The organism is Paenibacillus sp. strain BS8-2 (assembly GCF_054483835.1).
Window position 1 is genome coordinate 1,553,046 of record NZ_CM137010.1, and the last position, 18,062, is coordinate 1,571,107.

At 49.0% G+C, this 18,062-nt stretch carries 19 protein-coding genes, 1 tRNA gene and 1 pseudogene; 17 read left to right on the forward strand and 4 right to left on the reverse strand.

From position 1 onward, the window contains the following. The first annotated feature begins 102 nt into the window (after window positions 1-102). From ACX1C1_RS06845 to ACX1C1_RS06855, 3 genes are all read left to right on the forward strand, one after another. Window positions 103-333 (forward strand): DUF951 domain-containing protein, encoded by a 231-nt coding sequence (locus ACX1C1_RS06845; protein ID WP_458956369.1) that lies wholly within the window; start codon window positions 103-105, stop codon window positions 331-333. A 59-nt stretch (window positions 334-392) separates the two neighbouring features. Then, window positions 393-483: transfer RNA gene (locus tag ACX1C1_RS06850), tRNA-Ser, on the forward strand. An 88-nt stretch (window positions 484-571) separates the two neighbouring features. After that, a complete protein-coding gene (locus ACX1C1_RS06855; protein ID WP_458956370.1) occupies window positions 572-1,336 on the forward strand; it encodes an ankyrin repeat domain-containing protein in 765 nt (254 codons plus the stop codon). A 316-nt stretch (window positions 1,337-1,652) separates the two neighbouring features. Here ACX1C1_RS06855 and ACX1C1_RS06860 read toward each other — a convergent pair whose 3' ends face one another. Then, window positions 1,653-1,838, reverse strand: a complete 186-nt coding sequence (locus ACX1C1_RS06860; protein WP_458956371.1) for a YjzC family protein — start codon at window positions 1,836-1,838, stop codon at window positions 1,653-1,655. A gap of 252 nt (window positions 1,839-2,090) precedes the next feature. Between ACX1C1_RS06860 and rpsF the strand changes: the two genes are divergently transcribed. The 8 genes from rpsF to ACX1C1_RS06900 all read left to right on the forward strand — a co-directional run bounded on the left by rpsF (window position 2,091) and on the right by ACX1C1_RS06900 (window position 8,871). Continuing rightward, window positions 2,091-2,375 carry a 30S ribosomal protein S6 gene (gene rpsF / locus ACX1C1_RS06865; protein ID WP_458956372.1) on the forward strand — a complete coding sequence of 95 codons (285 nt, stop codon included), beginning with the start codon at window positions 2,091-2,093 and terminating at the stop codon, window positions 2,373-2,375. 36 nt (window positions 2,376-2,411) lie between these two features. Continuing rightward, window positions 2,412-2,981: a single-stranded DNA-binding protein gene (locus ACX1C1_RS06870; RefSeq protein WP_458956373.1), complete on the forward strand. Its 570-nt coding sequence runs from the start codon at window positions 2,412-2,414 to the stop codon at window positions 2,979-2,981. Window positions 2,982-3,009: 28 nt separating this feature from the next. After that, entirely contained in the window at window positions 3,010-3,294 is a 285-nt protein-coding gene (gene rpsR, locus ACX1C1_RS06875) for a 30S ribosomal protein S18 (protein WP_087568496.1), read from the forward strand. Between the two features lie 155 nt (window positions 3,295-3,449). Continuing rightward, a complete protein-coding gene (locus ACX1C1_RS06880; RefSeq protein ID WP_458956374.1) occupies window positions 3,450-4,304 on the forward strand; it encodes an ABC transporter ATP-binding protein in 855 nt (284 codons plus the stop codon). Next, complete coding sequence (locus ACX1C1_RS06885) at window positions 4,301-5,005, forward strand: fluoroquinolone export ABC transporter permease subunit (protein WP_458956375.1); 705 nt, start codon at window positions 4,301-4,303, stop codon at window positions 5,003-5,005. Before ACX1C1_RS06880 ends, ACX1C1_RS06885 begins: the two co-directional genes overlap by 4 nt. A gap of 2 nt (window positions 5,006-5,007) precedes the next feature. Continuing rightward, window positions 5,008-5,751 (forward strand): hypothetical protein, encoded by a 744-nt coding sequence (locus tag ACX1C1_RS06890; protein ID WP_458956376.1) that lies wholly within the window; start codon window positions 5,008-5,010, stop codon window positions 5,749-5,751. 37 nt (window positions 5,752-5,788) lie between these two features. Next, complete coding sequence (locus tag ACX1C1_RS06895; protein WP_458957611.1) at window positions 5,789-7,147, forward strand: TrkH family potassium uptake protein; 1,359 nt, start codon at window positions 5,789-5,791, stop codon at window positions 7,145-7,147. 272 nt (window positions 7,148-7,419) lie between these two features. Further along, entirely contained in the window at window positions 7,420-8,871 is a 1,452-nt protein-coding gene (locus ACX1C1_RS06900; protein ID WP_458956377.1) for a SulP family inorganic anion transporter, read from the forward strand. 123 nt (window positions 8,872-8,994) lie between these two features. Here ACX1C1_RS06900 and ACX1C1_RS06905 read toward each other — a convergent pair whose 3' ends face one another. Next, window positions 8,995-10,386, reverse strand: a complete 1,392-nt coding sequence (locus tag ACX1C1_RS06905) for a TrkH family potassium uptake protein (protein ID WP_458957612.1) — start codon at window positions 10,384-10,386, stop codon at window positions 8,995-8,997. Then, window positions 10,373-11,035: a potassium channel family protein gene (locus ACX1C1_RS06910; protein WP_458956378.1), complete on the reverse strand. Its 663-nt coding sequence runs from the start codon at window positions 11,033-11,035 to the stop codon at window positions 10,373-10,375. The genes ACX1C1_RS06905 and ACX1C1_RS06910 overlap by 14 nt, the downstream gene beginning before the upstream one ends. Before the next feature lie 622 nt (window positions 11,036-11,657). On the opposite strand from ACX1C1_RS06910, the gene ACX1C1_RS06915 reads away from it, so the two are divergent. From ACX1C1_RS06915 to ACX1C1_RS06940, 6 genes and pseudogenes are all read left to right on the forward strand, one after another. Beyond that, the gene (locus ACX1C1_RS06915) at window positions 11,658-14,531 is read left to right on the forward strand and encodes a Na+/H+ antiporter subunit A (protein WP_458956379.1); all 2,874 of its coding nucleotides are present in this window, start codon (window positions 11,658-11,660) and stop codon (window positions 14,529-14,531) included. A gap of 2 nt (window positions 14,532-14,533) precedes the next feature. Then, window positions 14,534-14,872: a Na(+)/H(+) antiporter subunit C gene (locus ACX1C1_RS06920; RefSeq protein WP_458956380.1), complete on the forward strand. Its 339-nt coding sequence runs from the start codon at window positions 14,534-14,536 to the stop codon at window positions 14,870-14,872. Further along, window positions 14,865-16,352: a Na+/H+ antiporter subunit D gene (locus ACX1C1_RS06925; protein ID WP_458956381.1), complete on the forward strand. Its 1,488-nt coding sequence runs from the start codon at window positions 14,865-14,867 to the stop codon at window positions 16,350-16,352. The genes ACX1C1_RS06920 and ACX1C1_RS06925 overlap by 8 nt, the downstream gene beginning before the upstream one ends. 14 nt (window positions 16,353-16,366) lie before the next feature. Further along, window positions 16,367-16,693, forward strand: a pseudogene (locus ACX1C1_RS06930) (Na+/H+ antiporter subunit E); the annotation flags it as partial. Then, complete coding sequence (locus ACX1C1_RS06935) at window positions 16,690-16,974, forward strand: Na(+)/H(+) antiporter subunit F1 (RefSeq protein ID WP_458956382.1); 285 nt, start codon at window positions 16,690-16,692, stop codon at window positions 16,972-16,974. The pseudogene ACX1C1_RS06930 and the gene ACX1C1_RS06935, both read left to right, overlap by 4 nt. Then, entirely contained in the window at window positions 16,952-17,344 is a 393-nt protein-coding gene (locus ACX1C1_RS06940; RefSeq protein WP_458956383.1) for a Na+/H+ antiporter subunit G, read from the forward strand. The genes ACX1C1_RS06935 and ACX1C1_RS06940 overlap by 23 nt, the downstream gene beginning before the upstream one ends. Window positions 17,345-17,549: 205 nt before the next feature. Here the strand turns inward: ACX1C1_RS06940 and ACX1C1_RS06945 are convergent, their stop codons facing one another. Beyond that, a complete protein-coding gene (locus ACX1C1_RS06945; protein ID WP_458956384.1) occupies window positions 17,550-17,903 on the reverse strand; it encodes a DUF4870 domain-containing protein in 354 nt (117 codons plus the stop codon). Between the last annotated feature and the right edge of the window lie 159 nt (window positions 17,904-18,062).

Genomic DNA, 18,062 nt, shown 5'->3' on the forward strand with positions numbered 1-18,062 from the left:
GTATCCACAGTCGGGCAATTATGATGAGCTTGATCAGAATGGCAGACAAGTTACATACCGAAGATGAGTACGGTTCAACTTGTGAAGGGGAGGCGCTTAGCAATGGAGCGGAAACAATTCGAATTAGGCGATATCGTGATGATGAAAAAACAACATCCGTGCGGAACAAATGAGATGGAGATCATCCGGATGGGGATGGATATTCGGATTAAGTGTGTCGGGTGCAAACATAGTGTCCTCATTCCCAGAGTGAAATTCGAAAAAAATATGAAAAAAGTGCTAAGATCAAATCCCAAGAATGAGGGAGCAATAGACTTAAACGACCTGTTATAAAAGAGTCGAAAAAGGGCTTGTGCAGGGACAAGCTTTGTGATATATTATATCTTACATGCGGAGAGGTACCCAAGAGGCCCAAGGGGGCTGACTCGAAATCAGCTAGGCGTGTCAAAGCGTGCGTGGGTTCGAATCCCACCTTCTCCGCCATTAACATTTAAATCGAAGCTCTTCTACAGGATCATGTAGAAGAGCTTTTTTGATTCATTCATGCCAATAGATACAAGGGGGGACGCGATTGCAGGATGTAACTCGAATCGGGGATGAAGATCCCTTAGCTATTGTACTGGTGGAGAGTATTCGAACGGGAAATTGGGAGCAGCTTAAGCAGCTATTAATGGAGAATCCAACATTGTCTCGCGTAAGGATTGTCACAGAGCGTCAAAGTCATAGTGGGGTACGATCATTGCTTCATGTCGCGACTGATTGGCCGGGGTTTATCCCTAACGGCCATGAGATCATTAAGCTGCTCATTGAGACTGGAGCAGATGTAAATGCACGATTCGAGGGCGGACATGCAGAGACACCACTCCATTGGGCGGCCAGCAATAATGACGTAGGAGCGCTGGATGTGTTGCTCGATAGTGGAGCGGATATTGAAGCAACCGGAAGCGTCATTGACGGTGGTACGGCGCTTAGCGACGCTGTAGCGTTCGGACAATGGGCTGCGGCTGGACGCCTGGTCGATCGAGGGGCGAAGATGTTGTTATGGCATGCCGCGGCGTTAGGTGAGATGGGAACGGTTAAATTGCTTGTGGAGCATGAGGGACAGGCAACGAAGCAAGAGATTACGCAAGGGTTGTGGCTCGCATGCCACGGTGGTCAAAGAGAAGCAGCAGAATATATGCACGAGCATGGTGCTGAGCTCGATTGGGTTGGCTACGACGGCTTAACGCCGCTAGATGCAGCCAAGCGCAGCGGGGCGGACAAACTGGCAGATTGGTTAATCGCAAAAGGGGCAAAAACGTCGATTCAACTTAAAATCGAGCAACAAGAGCGATAAGTGTTGGGAAGTGTCATGTTGCAAATCAATGACCAGACATAAGAAGAGGGCTCCTTATGATGAGGAGCCCTCTTGCTTGACGGTGTTATAGTAGATGATTAACGTCGTGTATCCTGTCTCACTTCAAGCTCATCGAAATTTGTGTTGCGGACCTTAGTCTTTGGCACAACGCCTCGCTTTACAAGTAGTGGATGAAATACTCTCCTTCAGATCCTTGCACCTGTTGGTCCAATGGAACTACACCTCTCTTGCACCGTCGATAATAGGTTGCCCGTAATCGAAATTCTTATACATCGATCTTTACAATTTCTTCGTTTTATTGCTTAGGCATCCGGATCCACTTGCGTTCATGGTTTGAATTCTCGGGGAAATGTTCGCCTTTGTGCAGCGATACCTTCTTCGGATTCTGAATGCCCATATGGAATGAATTGACGCCTGTTTCGATATACGTTCCGTCATTAGGCGCTTTGTCGCCTTGGTTAAACATCGTGTACTCGCCCATTGTTCGGGTGCACCTCCGTGAAGGAATAAAATGCGGAACCAGACCGCGAGTTAACGAAGACGCCAGTCTGTCCATCGTATAGTATGGACTGTAAATCAGGATCACATGAGCAACGGTCATCGGTGTAAATATGGAAACACTCTTGAATGGCTTGCCATAGGCAATCAAATTTGATATAGTATAGAGATGCGAGCCTAAGGCTTGCTCCTTGCTCCGTAATGGGGCCGTTAGTCCAAGAGGAGGTGAAACAATATGCGCAAATATGAAGTGATGTACATCATTCGTCCAGACGCAGAGCAAGAAAACGTTCAAGCTCTCGTTGAGAAATTTAATGGCATCATCTCCAATGGCGGAGAGGTCACGAAATCCGAAGTGATCGGCAAACGCCGTCTTGCGTATGAGATCAACAAGCTTCGCGATGGTTACTTCGTGCTGGTACATTTCAACGCAACGACTGAAGTTGTGAATGAACTTGACCGTGTTATGAAGATCCAAGACGAAGTTATTCGTTCGTTGATCGTCAGAGACGTAGCTTAGTCTAAGTCCACGCAAGGGAATGGGGAGGTCGATGAGATGTTGAACCGTGTCATACTGATTGGCAGATTGACGAGAGATCCAGAGCTTCGTTATACACCTGCTGGAGTTGCGGTTACGCAATTCACGTTGGCTGTAGACCGGCCATTCTCGTCGGGAGGTCAAGGCGGAGAACGCGAGCGCGAAGCGGATTTCATACCGATCGTCACGTGGCGCCAGCTGGCAGAAACTTGTGCTAACTATTTACGCAAAGGCCGTCTTGCGGCTGTAGAGGGACGCATTCAGGTGCGGAACTACGAGAACAATGAAGGCAAACGTGTGTATGTAACGGAAGTTATTGCAGACAATGTCCGGTTCTTGGAGTCCAATCGCGAGAATAGCGGAGCTCCGCGCGAAGAGTTCAGTGGCGGTGGAGGCGGATATAGCGGCGGTAATTCAGGCGGCGGCGGATACAGTGGAGGAAGCAATGCTGGCGGCGGCGGAGGTTCATCTTATGGCGGCGGAAGCCGTTCAGGCGGTGGAACACGCAACGACAGCAACAACAATAGCGATCCGTTCAAGGATGACGGTCGTCCAATCGACATTTCCGAAGATGATTTACCATTTTAATTTTTGAACGATAAGGAGGATGTACACCATGGCTTTCAAACCAAGAGAGAACGGCGGCGACGAGCGTCCAGAGCGTAAGTTCAGCGGACGTAAAGGCGGACGCAACAAACGTCGTAAAGTTTGTTTCTTCACTGTAAACAAAATTACTCACATTGATTATAAAGACACGGATCTGCTCAAGAAGTTTATCAGCGAGCGCGGCAAAATCTTGCCACGTCGTGTAACTGGCACAAGCGCGAAATACCAACGTTTGCTGACTGTTGCAATTAAACGTTCCCGTCAGATCGCATTGCTTCCATACACAACTGAATAGTTGTTAACGAAGTAATGAACCGAAAGCCCACAAACAAGGCACTTGAAAAAGTGATCCCTTTGTGGGCTTTTTGTGTTTTAATAAGAGATACATCCACGTTCACGTTCATGCAAGCACAAACGTTATTGACCTTTCAGTGAGAGAAGGGATCGAAGATGATTCAAGTGCAACGATTACGATACACGTATCCGGGAGCAAGCGGTCCTGCATTAAAAGGGTTGGATTTCGCAATCGAGCGTGGCGAGATATTTGGTTTGATTGGCCCGTCAGGGGCGGGCAAGAGTACGCTGCAGAAGGTATTGATCGGTTCTCTGAAGCATTATCAAGGCGAAGTCAAAGTGATGGGACAAGAGGTGCGAGACACCGCTTCCAATTATTATGAGAAGATAGGCGTAGCATTCGAATTTCCCAACTTCTATCAAAGGTTCACCGTGCTTGAAAATTTGAAGCTTTTCCGTAACCTTTATGCCGGGAATACAGAGGAGCCGAGAGAGCTCCTGCGCCAGGTAGGACTGGAGGAGGCAGCGGGATTAAAGGTTGCTCAGTTGTCGAAAGGTATGAAGATGCGCTTGAATTTTTGCCGATCGATCATGCATCATCCTCAGATTCTGTTTCTCGACGAGCCAACATCTGGGCTCGACCCGGTTAATGCTGGAGTGATGAAGGACATGATCGCCAAGAAAAAGCAGGAGGGTGTTACGATCATCATCACGACACACAATATGAAGGCTGCGGAGGAATTATGTGATCGTGTCGCCTTTATCGTTGATGGTCAAATTAAGCTGATCGATTCTCCCAGGGAGCTGAAGCTTCGGTTGGGAAGAAGAAGAATACGCGTAGAATACATAGAAGGAGCTAATCAACAGGCTGAGGAATTTGAAATGGATGACTTAGGCACGAATGAGTCGTTCCTCCAGCTGCTGCGTACCCATCCTATCGAAACGATTCATTCGATGGAAACAACGCTAGAGCAGCTCTTTATTGATGTAACAGGAAAAACATTGATATGAGGAGACTCATCAGGACTGCAATATTTGATCTCAGATTTCAGCTCCGTCATGGCTTCTATGGTGTATATGGCTTAATCATTGCTTTATATCTGCTATTGCTTTATTACGTCCCTGACAAGCACAAGGAGCTGGTGTCCATGCTGCTTACGTTCTCGGATCCTAGCGCAGTAGGCTTGATTGTGGTTGGAGGAATCGTGTTGCTCGAGAGGGATCAAGGGATTCATGACAGCCTGTTCGCAACACCAGTACGTTTATGGGAGTATCTGGGGGCGAAGGCGGTCTCCATCTCGTTCCTCTCACTAGCCGCGGCTTGGGTCATTCACAGCGGCGCGCACGGACTCCCTGAGCATCCAGTATTATTTTCGATTGGTGTTGTATTGACCTCCACCCTCTTTACGTTCCTTTCCATTGCTGTGGTAGCAAAGGCTGCAACGATCAATGGTTTTATTATGCTCTCGCAATTATATGCATTGCCGTTTATTATTCCATTGCTTGGATTAATGGGCTTCGGACCGATGATGCTATACGTGGCAATCCCCACGAACGGCTCCCTAATGCTGCTAAGCTCCGCCTTTTCGCCATTGACGGCAACTGAAGTCGGATACGCAATCATCATTTTGCTTATTGGTAATGCAGTCGTTTATATGTGGGCACAGCATATGTTTCGAAGGCGAATCTTGCAGCAGGAGGTGGGGGGATAACCATGTTTGCACAAAAAGTTCGTGGGTTGTTAGCGAGCGATTGTCGGCAAATGTTGAAAGATCCTATGCTGATGGCTTGTATAATCGGTCCTATACTGCTCATCGCGATGGCGAGATTCGGCTTACCTGCGCTACTTGATTGGATAGAGTATGAATACGAGATAACGCTATATGCCTATACTTCATTAGCGGCTATTTTCTTGCTAACGATTATACCCGTGTTGATTGGATCACTCGCGGGGTTATTAATGCTTGATGAACGAGATGAGAAGTTGATTGCGTATTTCGAAGTGACGCCGCTCACGCGCGATGGCTATTTTCGTTTCCGCATATGGATGCCCAGCTTGCTTGGCTTGATTACAATTGGCCTTTTTATCGGGTTATCGGGTATAGCGGAAGCCAGACTTATAAGCATATATGCCGTCGTTCTGCTTGTCCTTGAGGCTCCGTTAATCGCTATGTTCCTGGCCGCCTTTGCTTCCAACAAAGTGGAAGGGCTAGCACTATCGAAAGCTGCCGGGTTATTATTCACAGGACCGATTATCGCTTATTTCGCACCTAAGCCTTGGTCGTATCTGGGCGTATGGATCCCAACTTATTGGCCTGCGCAAAGTTATTTGACAGGCATCAGAGACGAAGGCGGAGCGTCGCTTGGATGGTTTGTCGGCGGATTAGGTTTACACATAGTATTGCTTTTATCGGAATCGTGTAGAGTAAGGAGTAACTCCGAGGGCTATGAAGAATAATAACGGTCAAATCAACAACAAGGAATCAGGTGCTGCAATGGCAAAAATAAAGTGGGTAAAGCGATGGAATGTGATCCGTTTCAATCCGCCGCAACTGCTTTCGATCGGATTTATGCTGCTCATATTTATCGGAGCATTATTACTGATGTTACCATTCTCCAGAAATCCAGGTGTACCCTTTACCTTCCTGGATGCTTTGTTTGAAGCAACGTCTGCTGTGTGTGTAACAGGTCTAGTTGTGACGGATACTGGGACTACATTCACTACGTTTGGCGAAATCGTATTGCTGCTTCTTATCCAAGTTGGTGGACTTGGCTTCATGACGATGGGCATCCTGGTCGCGTTGCTGCTCGGCAAGAAGGTGGGGCTTACCGAAAGGGTCCTCGCTCAAAATGCATTAAATCAATTCAGTATGTCGGGTATTGTGAAGCTCGTGAAGTTGGTGGTCATCTCCACACTTGTTGTAGAAGGAGTCGGAGCGTTACTCCTAGCGTTGTCTTGGTGGCAAGAGATGGGCTGGGCAAAGGCATTATATATGGGGATTTTCCATTCGATCTCTTCATTTAACAATGCTGGATTCGATCTAATGGGCAACTATAGCAGCATGACGGCTTATGTAGGCAATCTCCCAATTAATCTCGTGCTTTCGAGTCTCTACATCCTTGGCGGATTAGGATTCACTGTTATTGTAGATGTATGGAAAAAGCGAGACATTCGAAGATGGTCACTCAATACGAAAGTTGTTTTGTTGGTCACGCTAATCTTAAATGTTGTGGCTTCACTCATGTTCTTCTTGCTTGAATATAACAATCCACAAACACTTGGGGCTTTATCCACAGGGGATAAAATGATTGCAGCTTACTTCCAAGGCACTGTGCCTCGAACGGCTGGCTTTAACACCTTGGACCTGACTCAACTACACAGCGATTCCGTTTTGCTGACTATAGGACTAATGTTCATCGGGGGGGCGTCGGGATCGACAGCGGGCGGCGTAAAAATAACGACCTTTTTCTTACTGCTGCTGGTCGTATGGGCGTTTTTGAAACGACGTACGGATATTACGTTCCTGAACAGAAGAATTCCGAATGAGCTGGTTTTCCGAGCACTTGCGATTTTTATGATTGGTATCGCGCTTGTGTTTTTTGCGACCTTTGTGCTGGATGTAACGGAAAAGGATATTCCTTTAATGAGCCTGCTGTTTGAAACGGTGTCGGCTTTCGGAACAGTAGGACTTAGTCTAGGCGTGACGCCACAACTGAGTCCAATCGGGCAGATTATGATTATGATGCTGATGTTTATTGGTCGTTTAGGACCGATTACGATTGCTTTCGCACTGACAAGCAGCCATAAACCGAACAAAATCAGAATGCCGGAAGAAAAAATATTGATAGGTTGAAGAATGGGGATATCATAAATACCCAAACAAGCAGAGGATATCCACATGTGGATATCCTCTGCTTTCGTTATATGAACAAAAATTAAAAGGAACAAATAGAGCAAGAAAAGAAGAGAAATACAGAGAAAATGAATTATTTAAGCGTTTTCACGCAGTTCGGTTTAAAATGTTAACCTGTGGATTTGTGTATAATAAAGTTCGTTGAGCATCGGCCCCGACCTTTCTGAGAGTGGAAGGTCACCATTTAAAGTAGGAAGAGAGGATATTGATCATTGTTACAACATCTGAAAAACACATGGTTCTTTAATATTCGAGGAGATCTGCTGGCCGGTATTACAGTGGCGCTTGCGCTCATTCCGGAGGCGATTGCATTCTCCATCATCGCGGGAGTAGACCCGATGGTTGGCCTGCACGCTTCATTTTGTATCGCAGTCATTATCTCCTTCACAGGCGGCCGCTCTGGGATGATCTCTGCGGCGACAGGCGCAATGGCTGTACTGATGGTGACGTTGGTTGCTGATCATGGGATTGAATACTTGTATGCGGCGACCATTCTGACAGGGATTATACAATTTCTGATGGGAGTGCTCAAGCTGGGGCGTTTCATTACGTTCGTACCCCATTCGGTCGTCATTGGATTCGTTAATGCGCTGGCAATTCTCATCTTTATGACGCAATTAGTGCAATTCGAAGGCGTAACATGGGTCACGTATGCGCTTGTAGCGGCTACATTAGCTATCATTTACGGATTTCCACTACTGACAAAGGTTATTCCGTCCGCTCTAGTTGCCATCGTCGTCATGACCTGTGTGACGGTATTTGCGGGTATTCAGGTGAACACAGTAGGAGACATGGGCGAAATTACGCGTTCGCTGCCGCTCTTCCACATTCCTGACGTGTTGATGAATTGGGAGACGTTATCGATCATTCTGCCTATTTCGTTCACGATGGCTCTAGTCGGCCTGCTGGAGTCGCTGATGACAGCGACAATATTGGACGAGGCTACCGAGACGAAAAGCGACAAGAACCGTGAGGTGCGGGGTCAAGGCATCGCCAACACAATCAACGGATTTTTCGGCGGAATGGCAGGCTGTGCGATGATCGGTCAATCCGTCATTAATGTGAAGTCAGGCGGTAGAGGACGATTGTCAACTTTGGTAGCAGGCGTCTTTCTTCTGTTCCTGATTATGGTCTTGGGAGATGTGGTGAAGGTTATTCCGATGCCTGCGCTCGTCGGCGTTATGATCATGGTTTCGATCGGAACCTTCGATTGGGGATCGATAATAAATGTAAGGAAAATTCCGCTCGTAGATACAATTGTGATGGTGGTGACGGTAGCGGTCGTTGTGTATACACATGACCTGGCAAAAGGCGTGATGGTGGGAGTCGTGATAAGCGCCCTCATCTTTGGCTGGCGGATGGCGAAGCTGCATGCCGACACACATGTCACGGAGCAAGGAATTAAACATTATCAAATCCGTGGTCAAATGTTCTTTGGCACAATGAGTCATTTCGCTGAATTGTTTGATGCGCACGGTGATCCAGACCATATCGTCATCGATCTTGGCGCATCGCATGTATGGGATCACTCCGCAGTGACGGCAATTGCCAAGGTGCTTAACAAGTATGAAACGTTAGGTAAGAAGGTAACGATCATAGGCCTGAACGAAGAGAGCAAGAAGCTGATTGATCGAGTGGGGTTAGGCGTATCGGGTGGGCATTGAGGCATGCGCTACCGTCTAAACGTGGAATAGAAGGTAGTAGAGAATGCAGACAAAGAGCTGTCGAACGACGCCGCGCAAGCGACTGATGTTCGACAGCTCTTTGTTGTTGGAAAGCGATCACGGTTATCCGACGAGAATATGATCCTCGGGGTAACCGATCTTAGAGGTTTGTTTCTTCTGGGCTAACGCGTAGGCCAGTGTCAATGGACCTAGTCGTCCGAGGAACATTGTAATCGTGACAACGATCTTGCCTGTGGTGGACAACTCGCCGGTTAGACCCATCGACAGACCCGTTGTACTGAAGGCGGATGTCGCCTCGAAGAGAACAACAAGGAAGTTGTCCTTGGCTACATCCTCGGTGACCGTCAGAATTAACGTGACGGTTAATACGAACGCAAGAGCTGTCATAACGACCGCGAGAGCGCGCATGACGGAATCTTGGGAGATACGCCGTCCGAAGGCATGAATCTGCCCGCCGCCGCGGAACGTCTGGATCGTCGCCAAGATCAGAATAACGAGTGTATTGGTTTTGATACCGCCGCCTGTACCGCCAGAACCTGCCCCAATGAACATGAGGATGATCAGAATAAACTGGGATACAGCAAGCATGCTTCCGATATCTATGGTATTAAAACCCACGCTTCTTGGCGTTGTGCTCTGGAAGAGTGCGGCGAGAATCCGGTCTCCAGCGGGCATCGAACCTAAAGTAGACACATTCCAGTTCTCCAGGAGGAGAATGAGCAAGAAGCCGACTGCGATCAGAACACCGGTGGATAGCAAGACAACCTTCGAATGCAATGATATTTTGCGCCACGACCGCTTGCGAATGACATCTAGAATAACGATATAACCTAACCCGCCTACGATAAACAGTGAAATGATAGTCAGATTGACGACCGGATCGGCCGAGAACTGGCTCAGGCTATCTGGCCAGAGCGAGAACCCTGCGTTATTAAAGGCGGACACAGAATGGAATAAAGCATAATAAGCGGCTTGTCCCAATCCCAATTGATCTTGCCAGTGAAACGTCAGAATGAGCGTAGCAATCGATTCGAAAATAAAAACGATAAGAACCATATAAAGCGACAGTTTAACGAGTCCTTGTGCAGAAGTAGACTGCGTTGTTTGCTGAATGACAAGCCGCTGCTTGAGGCCGATTTTCTTGCCGAGAAGGATGGCCACCATGACGCCTAATGTCATGAAGCCGATGCCGCCGATCTGGATGAGCGCCATAATAATGATCTGTCCCACGGTCGAGAACGTTGATCCGGTGTCTACTACGGTCAGTCCGTTGACACATACGGCGGATACAGATGTGAACAGGGCGTTGATGATGCCAACGGAATGCCCGTCCTGGGAAGAGAACGGCATGCTGAGCAGGATTGCTCCTACACAGATGAGGCCGAAAAAGACCATTGTGATGAGCTGAGGCGGACTGATATTGTTCTTAAGACGTGAAACAATACGTTCGAGAAAGGGCTGATCACTCTTCTGGGTATGCTTAATTACGTTCATAGTCACTCTCTAAATCTCTTATGTCATCGTTGCTGCCGATGATGAGCAAGACGTCGCCGGTGTGGATGGCATCTTCGGCCTTCGGCGAGATATTGATGCGGTCGCCAGTCTTGATCGCCATGATGGTGCAGCCATAACGAGCACGGATATTTAAGTCCTTAAGCGACAAACCATTCATCGCCGGGGGAGCTGCGATCTCCGCAAGGTTGTAGTCAGGCGACAATTCAATGTAATCGATGAGATTGTCGGAGCTGAGTTGATTGCCAAGGCGAATTCCCATATCGCGCTCCGGATAAATAACATGATCGGCGCCGATTTTGCTCAGCACGTTGCCGTGCATTTCGTTTTTTGCCTTGGCCGTAACTTTAGGAACCTTGAGCTCCTTGAGCAATAAGGTGGTCAGGATACTGGCTTGCAAATCGTCTCCGATTGCCACAATGGCATGCGTGAAGTTGCTTGCGCCAAGCTCGCGCAGTACGTTCTCGTCGGTACAGTCGGCTTGCAGGGCATGGGTTGCGATTGGAGCCATGTCTTGTACAAGCTGCTCGTTCTTATCGACTGCGAGCACCTCATGGCCGTTATGGATGAGCGTGCGGGTCAAGCTCGAGCCGAAGCGGCCAAGCCCGATCACTATAAATTGTTTTTTCATACATTCACATCCTAAATGGAATTAAAGAGAATAGACAGGCGCTCATGACAGTTCATCAACTGTGTAAAATGATAGGAGACAATTGGTTATTTGTCAAAGAGATTGTAGCGCTCAATGCTCGCGTTTGACAATCTTGACGTATTCGCGCGGTCCATATAAAAGTGGCAGCCATTCTGAATATCCGGTTTCGGGTTCATTATAACTTCTTAATCCTTCGTCAGAGACTCGAGGCTTGTGTGCACGACTCGGACTCGGACGATCCTCAGGGACGATATAATTAAGCCAAGCCATAGTTCCCAGCAGGCTGACGAAGATCAGGCAACAGAAGATCCATTTGGTGCGCAGGTTCACTTTCGTTCACTCCTTGTAATACTGTTAGTAACAAGTAATCCCCTGCTAAGGTGAGTTTCATTCGAAAATAAACATTCATTTTGACACCTGTAACGGGTTTACGATATAATATCAACAGGATTACGACCAAATTTCATATGATGCAACACCCGGAGGAGCCTGCCAACAGCGGGCTCTTTTTGCGTTTTTTTGGATATAAGGGCTTTGGTTTAGGGCTGTTAAACATGAGCTATGGTCATACTAAGAGATAGAAGAGCAAGGGGGATCGGACGTGTCAGTCATTCATTTCATTATTTTGTTACCTTTTTTATTCGCTTTGATAGCGCCGATTGCGAATAAGCTATGGCCGAACGTTCACACGGGGTGGTTTTTGCTTCCGATGCCGGTGGCCGTATTCGCATACCTGATCCGTTGCATACCATCGATACAGGATGGAGAGCTCATAAACGCATCTGTTCCTTGGATACCGTCATTAGGAGTGAACTTTGATGTATACGTTGATGGGCTGGGGCTGCTTTTTGGCTTGCTGATTGCAGGTATCGGCTCGCTGGTGGTGCTGTATTCGATTTATTATCTGGATAAGCGCAAGGAGAAGCTAGCACACTTCTACACGTACTTGATGTTGTTCATGGGGGCTATGTTAGGGTTGGTGCTGAACGACAACCTTATGACGCTGTATGCCTTCTGGGAGCTTACCAGCATTTCTTCATTTTTGTTAATCGCATTCTGGGATCGTCGCGAAAGATCTCGATATGGCGCGTTGAAATCGATGGTTATTACGGTATGCGGCGGGTTGGCCATGTTCGCAGGCTTCGTACTGCTGTACGTGATTTCCGGCACTTTCAGCATCCGAGAGCTTATTGGCGATGCCGGCGCAATTGCGGGACACTCATTGTTCTTACCTGCCATGCTGCTCGTGCTGCTGGGCGCCTTCACCAAGTCGGCGCAATTTCCGTTCCACATCTGGCTGCCGGACGCCATGGAGGCGCCTACTCCTGTCAGTGCCTATCTGCATTCTGCAACGATGGTGAAGGCGGGTATTTACTTAGTAGCTCGCCTAAGCCCGGTATTCGCAGGGAGCTCGATATGGCTGTGGGCTGTGTCGGGCATCGGTCTTCTAACGCTTGGCTATGGCTCTTACCGGGCGATAAAGCAAAGTGATCTCAAGGCGCTGCTGGCTTACTCGACCATTAGTCAGCTAGGACTGATTATGAGCTTGCTGGGGCTGGGGTCGGCTGCAGCTTTCTATGCCGGCACAAGTCAGTATCTGTTCTTTACCAAAGCGACGACGGCTGCGATTTTCCACCTCATCAATCATGCGGCGTTTAAGGGAGCCCTGTTTATGATGGTCGGCATCGTCGATCATGAGACCGGAACGCGCGACATGCGCAAGCTTGGCGGACTTATGGCGGTGATGCCAATAACCTTTACGATTGCGCTGCTTGGATCGCTCTCGATGGCGGGCGTTCCGCCCTTCGGCGGGTTCTTAAGCAAAGAGATGTTCTTTACGGCATTGCTTAATATTCGGGAGATGACGTTTGCCGGTATGGATGTCTGGGGTGCGCTGCTCCCGGTTGTGGCTTGGATTGCCAGCGTGTTCACGTTCACCTATAGCCTGCTGCTCGTGACCCGGACATTCGGCGGCAAAGCGCAGTTTGATAAGCTGGAGAAGAAGCCGCATGAAGCGCCGCTTGGCATGCTGATTCCGCCCATGGTGCTGGCATCGCTTGTTATTATTTTCGGCTTGTTCCCGAATTTGTTGTCCTATTCGCTTATTGAGCCAGCAATGGCTGCCATACATCCAGCCGGTCTACAGCCGCAAGAGCAATTCAAGGTTTCCATCCATCTATGGCATGGCTGGACGACGGAGCTCTATATGACGATTGCTGTTGCCGCGATAGGCACGGCGCTTGTGTTCTTGCATCGCCGCGCAGAGTGGGTGAGCAAACCGTTATTGAAGCGTGTGTCGCTTAACGGCGTTTATGATGGTGGGCTAAGGTGGCTGGACGCAGGCTCCAATCGGTTGACGCGCTTCTATATGACAGGTTCTATTCGTCAATATTTGATCTACATTTTTGTGTTTCTGGTGTTGGCGCTGGGCGTGACCTTATTCCTTGAAGGCGGGTTTGTATTTGATACGGAAGGCTTCGCCGAAACGTCGTTCTATGAGGCCATTGTCATCGCGGCATTAATATTGTCTGCGCTTGCCGTGCCGTTCGCCAATTCCAGACTGATGGCGATTATCCTTACAGGGATGGCCGGATACATGGTGACCTTGTTCTTCGTTATCTTCCGTGCGCCGGATCTGGCCTTGACGCAGATGATCGTAGAGACGGTATCCGTCGCACTGTTCCTGCTTTGTTTCTATCATTTGCCGAAGCTGAAGAAGGAGCTTGTCCGATTGCCGTTCAAGCTTTGGAATTTGCTCATTGCCATTAGCGTTGGAGCTGTGATGACTCTAATCGCTCTGAGTGTCAGCGGCAGCCGGCAATTCGACTCGATCTCAGACTATTTCCTGGAAAATAGTTATAAGCTAGCCGGTGGCAAAAATGTCGTAAACGTCATTCTTGTAGACTTCCGCGGCTTCGATACGATGCTGGAAATCGTCGTGCTCGGTATTGCTTCCTTCGGTATTTTCGCCATGATCAAGCTGAAGCTGAAAGGGGACGAAGAAGACGAGCCGCTTGCCAGAGACGAGATGAAATATGATGTCTATGCAGGTATACGCAGCAATGACGTCATTCTGCGTACAGTCGCTAAGCTGGCGATTGTGCTGATTCTGGTCTACTCGTTGTACTTGTTCTACATGGGTCATCATCATCCAGGAGGCGGCTTTATCGGCGGACTAATGGCATCTTCCGCGCTACTGCTGCTGGCTATGACATCCGGCATCAATCGGGTGGAGCGGTTCATACCAACTGACTTCAGACGATTGACAGCAGTTGGCATCCTGATTGCCTTGGTTACCGGAGTAGGTTCGTTCCTGTTCGACGCGCCGTTCCTGAGCCATACCTTCGATTATTTTGATATTCCGCTTCTTGGAGAGCTGGAGCTGGCGACAGCGACCATCTTCGATCTTGGCGTTTATCTGACGGTCATTGGCGTTGCGTCGACCATATTATTTACGATCGGGAGGGATAAGTAACGATGGAGCTGTATATGTCCTTGGCCATCGGCGTCCTGTTCACCGTCGGCGTATATCTCATCCTGTCGCGCAGCTTGCTGCGGATCGTCCTCGGAACCTCGTTCCTGACACATGGCGTGCATCTGCTCCTGCTGACGATGTCGAGACTGAAGACAGGCGCGCCGCCGCTGCTTGGCGAGAAAGCGGAGTCTTATGTTGACCCGCTGCCGCAAGCACTCATTCTAACTTCAATTGTGATCAGCTTCGGCGTCACATCGTTCCTGCTTGTACTAGCTTACAAGGCATACAGAAAGCTGGGAACGGACGATATGGAGCAGTTAAGGGGGGACGACCATGAATAATTTGCTTGTATGGCCGCTCCTCGTCCCATTATTTACGGCTGTGCTGTTAGTGCTGGTGCGCGGCAACCTAAAGCTTCAGCGCTGGATTAGCTCGATCGGCAGTCTGGCTGGCGTTGCTGTCGGTATTATGATTGTCGCACAGGTGAAGCGGGACGGGATTCAGACGTTGTATATGAGCGGCTGGGCGCCGCCTTACGGTATCGTGTTTGTGGCGGATCTGCTCGCTGCTTTGCTGGTGCTGTCAACGGCTGTCATCGGAGCAATCATTACGTTGTTCTCCATACGAAGCATCGGAGAAGAAAGAGAGCGGCATTATTATTATCCATTATTGCAATTCCTGTTTGTTGGAGTAAGCGGTTCGTTCCTGACGGGGGATATCTTTAATCTGTTCGTATGCTTTGAGGTCATGCTGATCTCATCATACGCACTGATCGTGCTTGGCGGGACGAAGCTTCAACTCCGGGAGACGATCAAATATGTCGTCGTCAATGTGTTGTCGTCTGCACTGTTTGTTGCGGCAGTTGCCTATCTCTACGGAGTTACGGGAGCTCTAAATATGGCGCACTTATCTCTTCGTGTGGCGGAAGCGGGACAAGATGGCATCCTGAATGTGATAGCGCTGCTGTTCTTGATCGTATTCTCGATGAAAGCAGGCTTGCTGCTGTTCTTCTGGCTGCCGGGCTCCTACAGTGCGCCGCCAACAGCGGTAACGGCGATTTTTGGCGCTTTGTTAACCAAGGTGGGGCTGTACGCGCTGCTCCGAACCTTCACGTTGATCTTCGGTGGTTCGCCGGAAGTGACGCATACCTGGATGGCTTGGATGGCGGGAGCGACGATGCTGCTTGGCGCCTTCGGCGCATTGGCCTATAAGGATATTCCGCGTATCTTGAATTACAATGTTGTGATTAGTATCGGCTTTATGGCCTTTGGCTTGTCTATTGCGAATCGGGATTCGCTTGACGGCGTCGTCTTCTATTTGATGCATGACATGGTCGCCAAGGCGCTGCTCTTCGTGCTTGGGGGACTTATTATTAAGGCTGCCGGCACGAGCAAGTTGTCCCAGATGGGCGGGCTGATGAAACGTCATCCGCTGCTGGGCTGGATGTTCTTCGCGAGTGCGCTTGCGATCGCAGGCATACCGCCGCTTAGCGGCTTCGCAGGGAAGCTGCTGATCGTAAGGGGAGGGCTTGCCGATGGTCAATATGTGCTGACGGCGATTTCATTAGCGACCAGCTTCGTCGTCTTGTATTCGCTGATTCGAATCTTTATGGCAGCGTTCTGGGGAGATGAGAAGGGGATCGTCAAAGTGGAGGCTGTGGCGGAGACGAGGAGACCTGCGCTTATGTTGCCTGCTGTGTGTCTGCTAATCATCGTTATCGTCATGGGGCTTGGCTCGGAATGGGTATTCGAATTCGCAAGCGAGGCTGGACGGACGCTGCTTGATCCGTCCATCTACGTGCAAGCGGTGCTGAAGGAGTAGAGCGGATGAGAATACTAAAGAGAACCTGGGCGGCAGTCAAGCTGCTTGTCTTGTTTAATAAGGAATTGCTGATGTCGAGTGTCTCCGTGTTGAGGGAAGTACTGCGTCCTAGGCTGAAGATTCGTCCGGGTATCTTCGCGTTAGAGACGGAGCTGAAGTCAGACTTCGAAATTACGTTGTTGTCCTGCCTGATCTGCTTGACACCAGGCACGCTAACGCTGGATGTATCAGGTGACGGCTCAACCTTGTATATTCACGCGATGGATATTCACGATGTTGAAGAATTATCCGCTCAGATTAAAGGAACGTTCGAGCGAGCGATCATGGAGGTGACGAGATGATGGAGATCGTGTTGTGGATTTCTCTCTGCCTATTGTCTTTGGCGATGCTGGGTTGTTTGTATCGCCTGCTGATGGGGCCATCTATCGCCGACAGAATCGCAGCGCTCGACACAATCGGCGTGCTGCTGCTATCGATGATTGCCGTTATCGGGATGGTTACGGGAACACAGGCTTACCTGGATATCATTTTGGTTATCGGAATTCTTACCTTTATAGGAACGACGGCGATGGCTAGATATATCGAGAGGGGGGTTGTCCTTGAATCCGGAGACGATCGATAGAATCGTGGAGCTCGTGATCGGTGTCGTGGTGCTGCTCGGTTCGGTCATAGCGGTAATCAGTGCGTTCGGCCTTATTCGTCTTCCTGACGTGTATTTGCGTTCACATGCGGCTACCAAGAGCGCAACGCTCGGCGTGCTGCTTATTCTTATAGGTTCGTTTGTTTATTTCTGGTTGTTCCAGGACCATGTCAGCATCAAGCTCTTGGCGGGCATTCTGTTCGTATTCCTTACTTCTCCAGTAGCGGGTCATCTTAATGCGCGCGCGGCTTACCGATCCGGCGTTTCCTTATGGAAGGGGAGCGTGCGCGACGATCTCAAAGAGGAGATTAAACGTGAGCGGCAAGAGGAAATTCAGGGGATGCATAGATAACCAACCGTTACGCACATGAAACAGGGGTCTGCAGCGTCATCGAGACGTGGCAGACCCCTGTTTCATTGTGCTTTTTCAAATTCTAAGAATTTATAAGTTTCGCACCTTATCTGGACTTAGAATTCTCGGAATGAAACGCACCCCGCCGCCAAAGGACGGCGTAGCCGTTTCACCTTGGGTGTAATACGATCTGAGACTGCTTTGGTTAGAATTTGGCTGCTTGCTGCTCCGCCCAGTCCCCGATGTAAGGGATCTTGAACATTTTGCCTTGCAGAGCAAGAAGCATCAAGACAATCCAAAGGATGAAGCTGAGCGGTGCGATGATGAACGATACCAATACGCCAATAAACGGTATGAAGCCGAGCACGATATTGATGACCATGATAGCGGCAAAAACAACGGTGGATTGCATGGCATGGAACTTGACGAACCGGCTTTGTTTCTCAATAACGAGGAAAATGATGCCTGTAATGAATGTTAATGCGTAACATAGCAGGCCAGCTACCTTAGGATCCAAGCCAGTAGACGATGGATCTGGATTTACTTGTACAGGTTGCATAGTGGACAGCTCACTCTCCCTTATGGACATTGTATTGCAAGAATTGTATTCGCTGTGGGCGAGCATTAGACCTCCTTTTATTATCGACAAATTTCCACAAATGGAAAAAAGAAATGTAACGGGTTTGTAACCCCTGAACGTCCCGCATCGTCTACAATA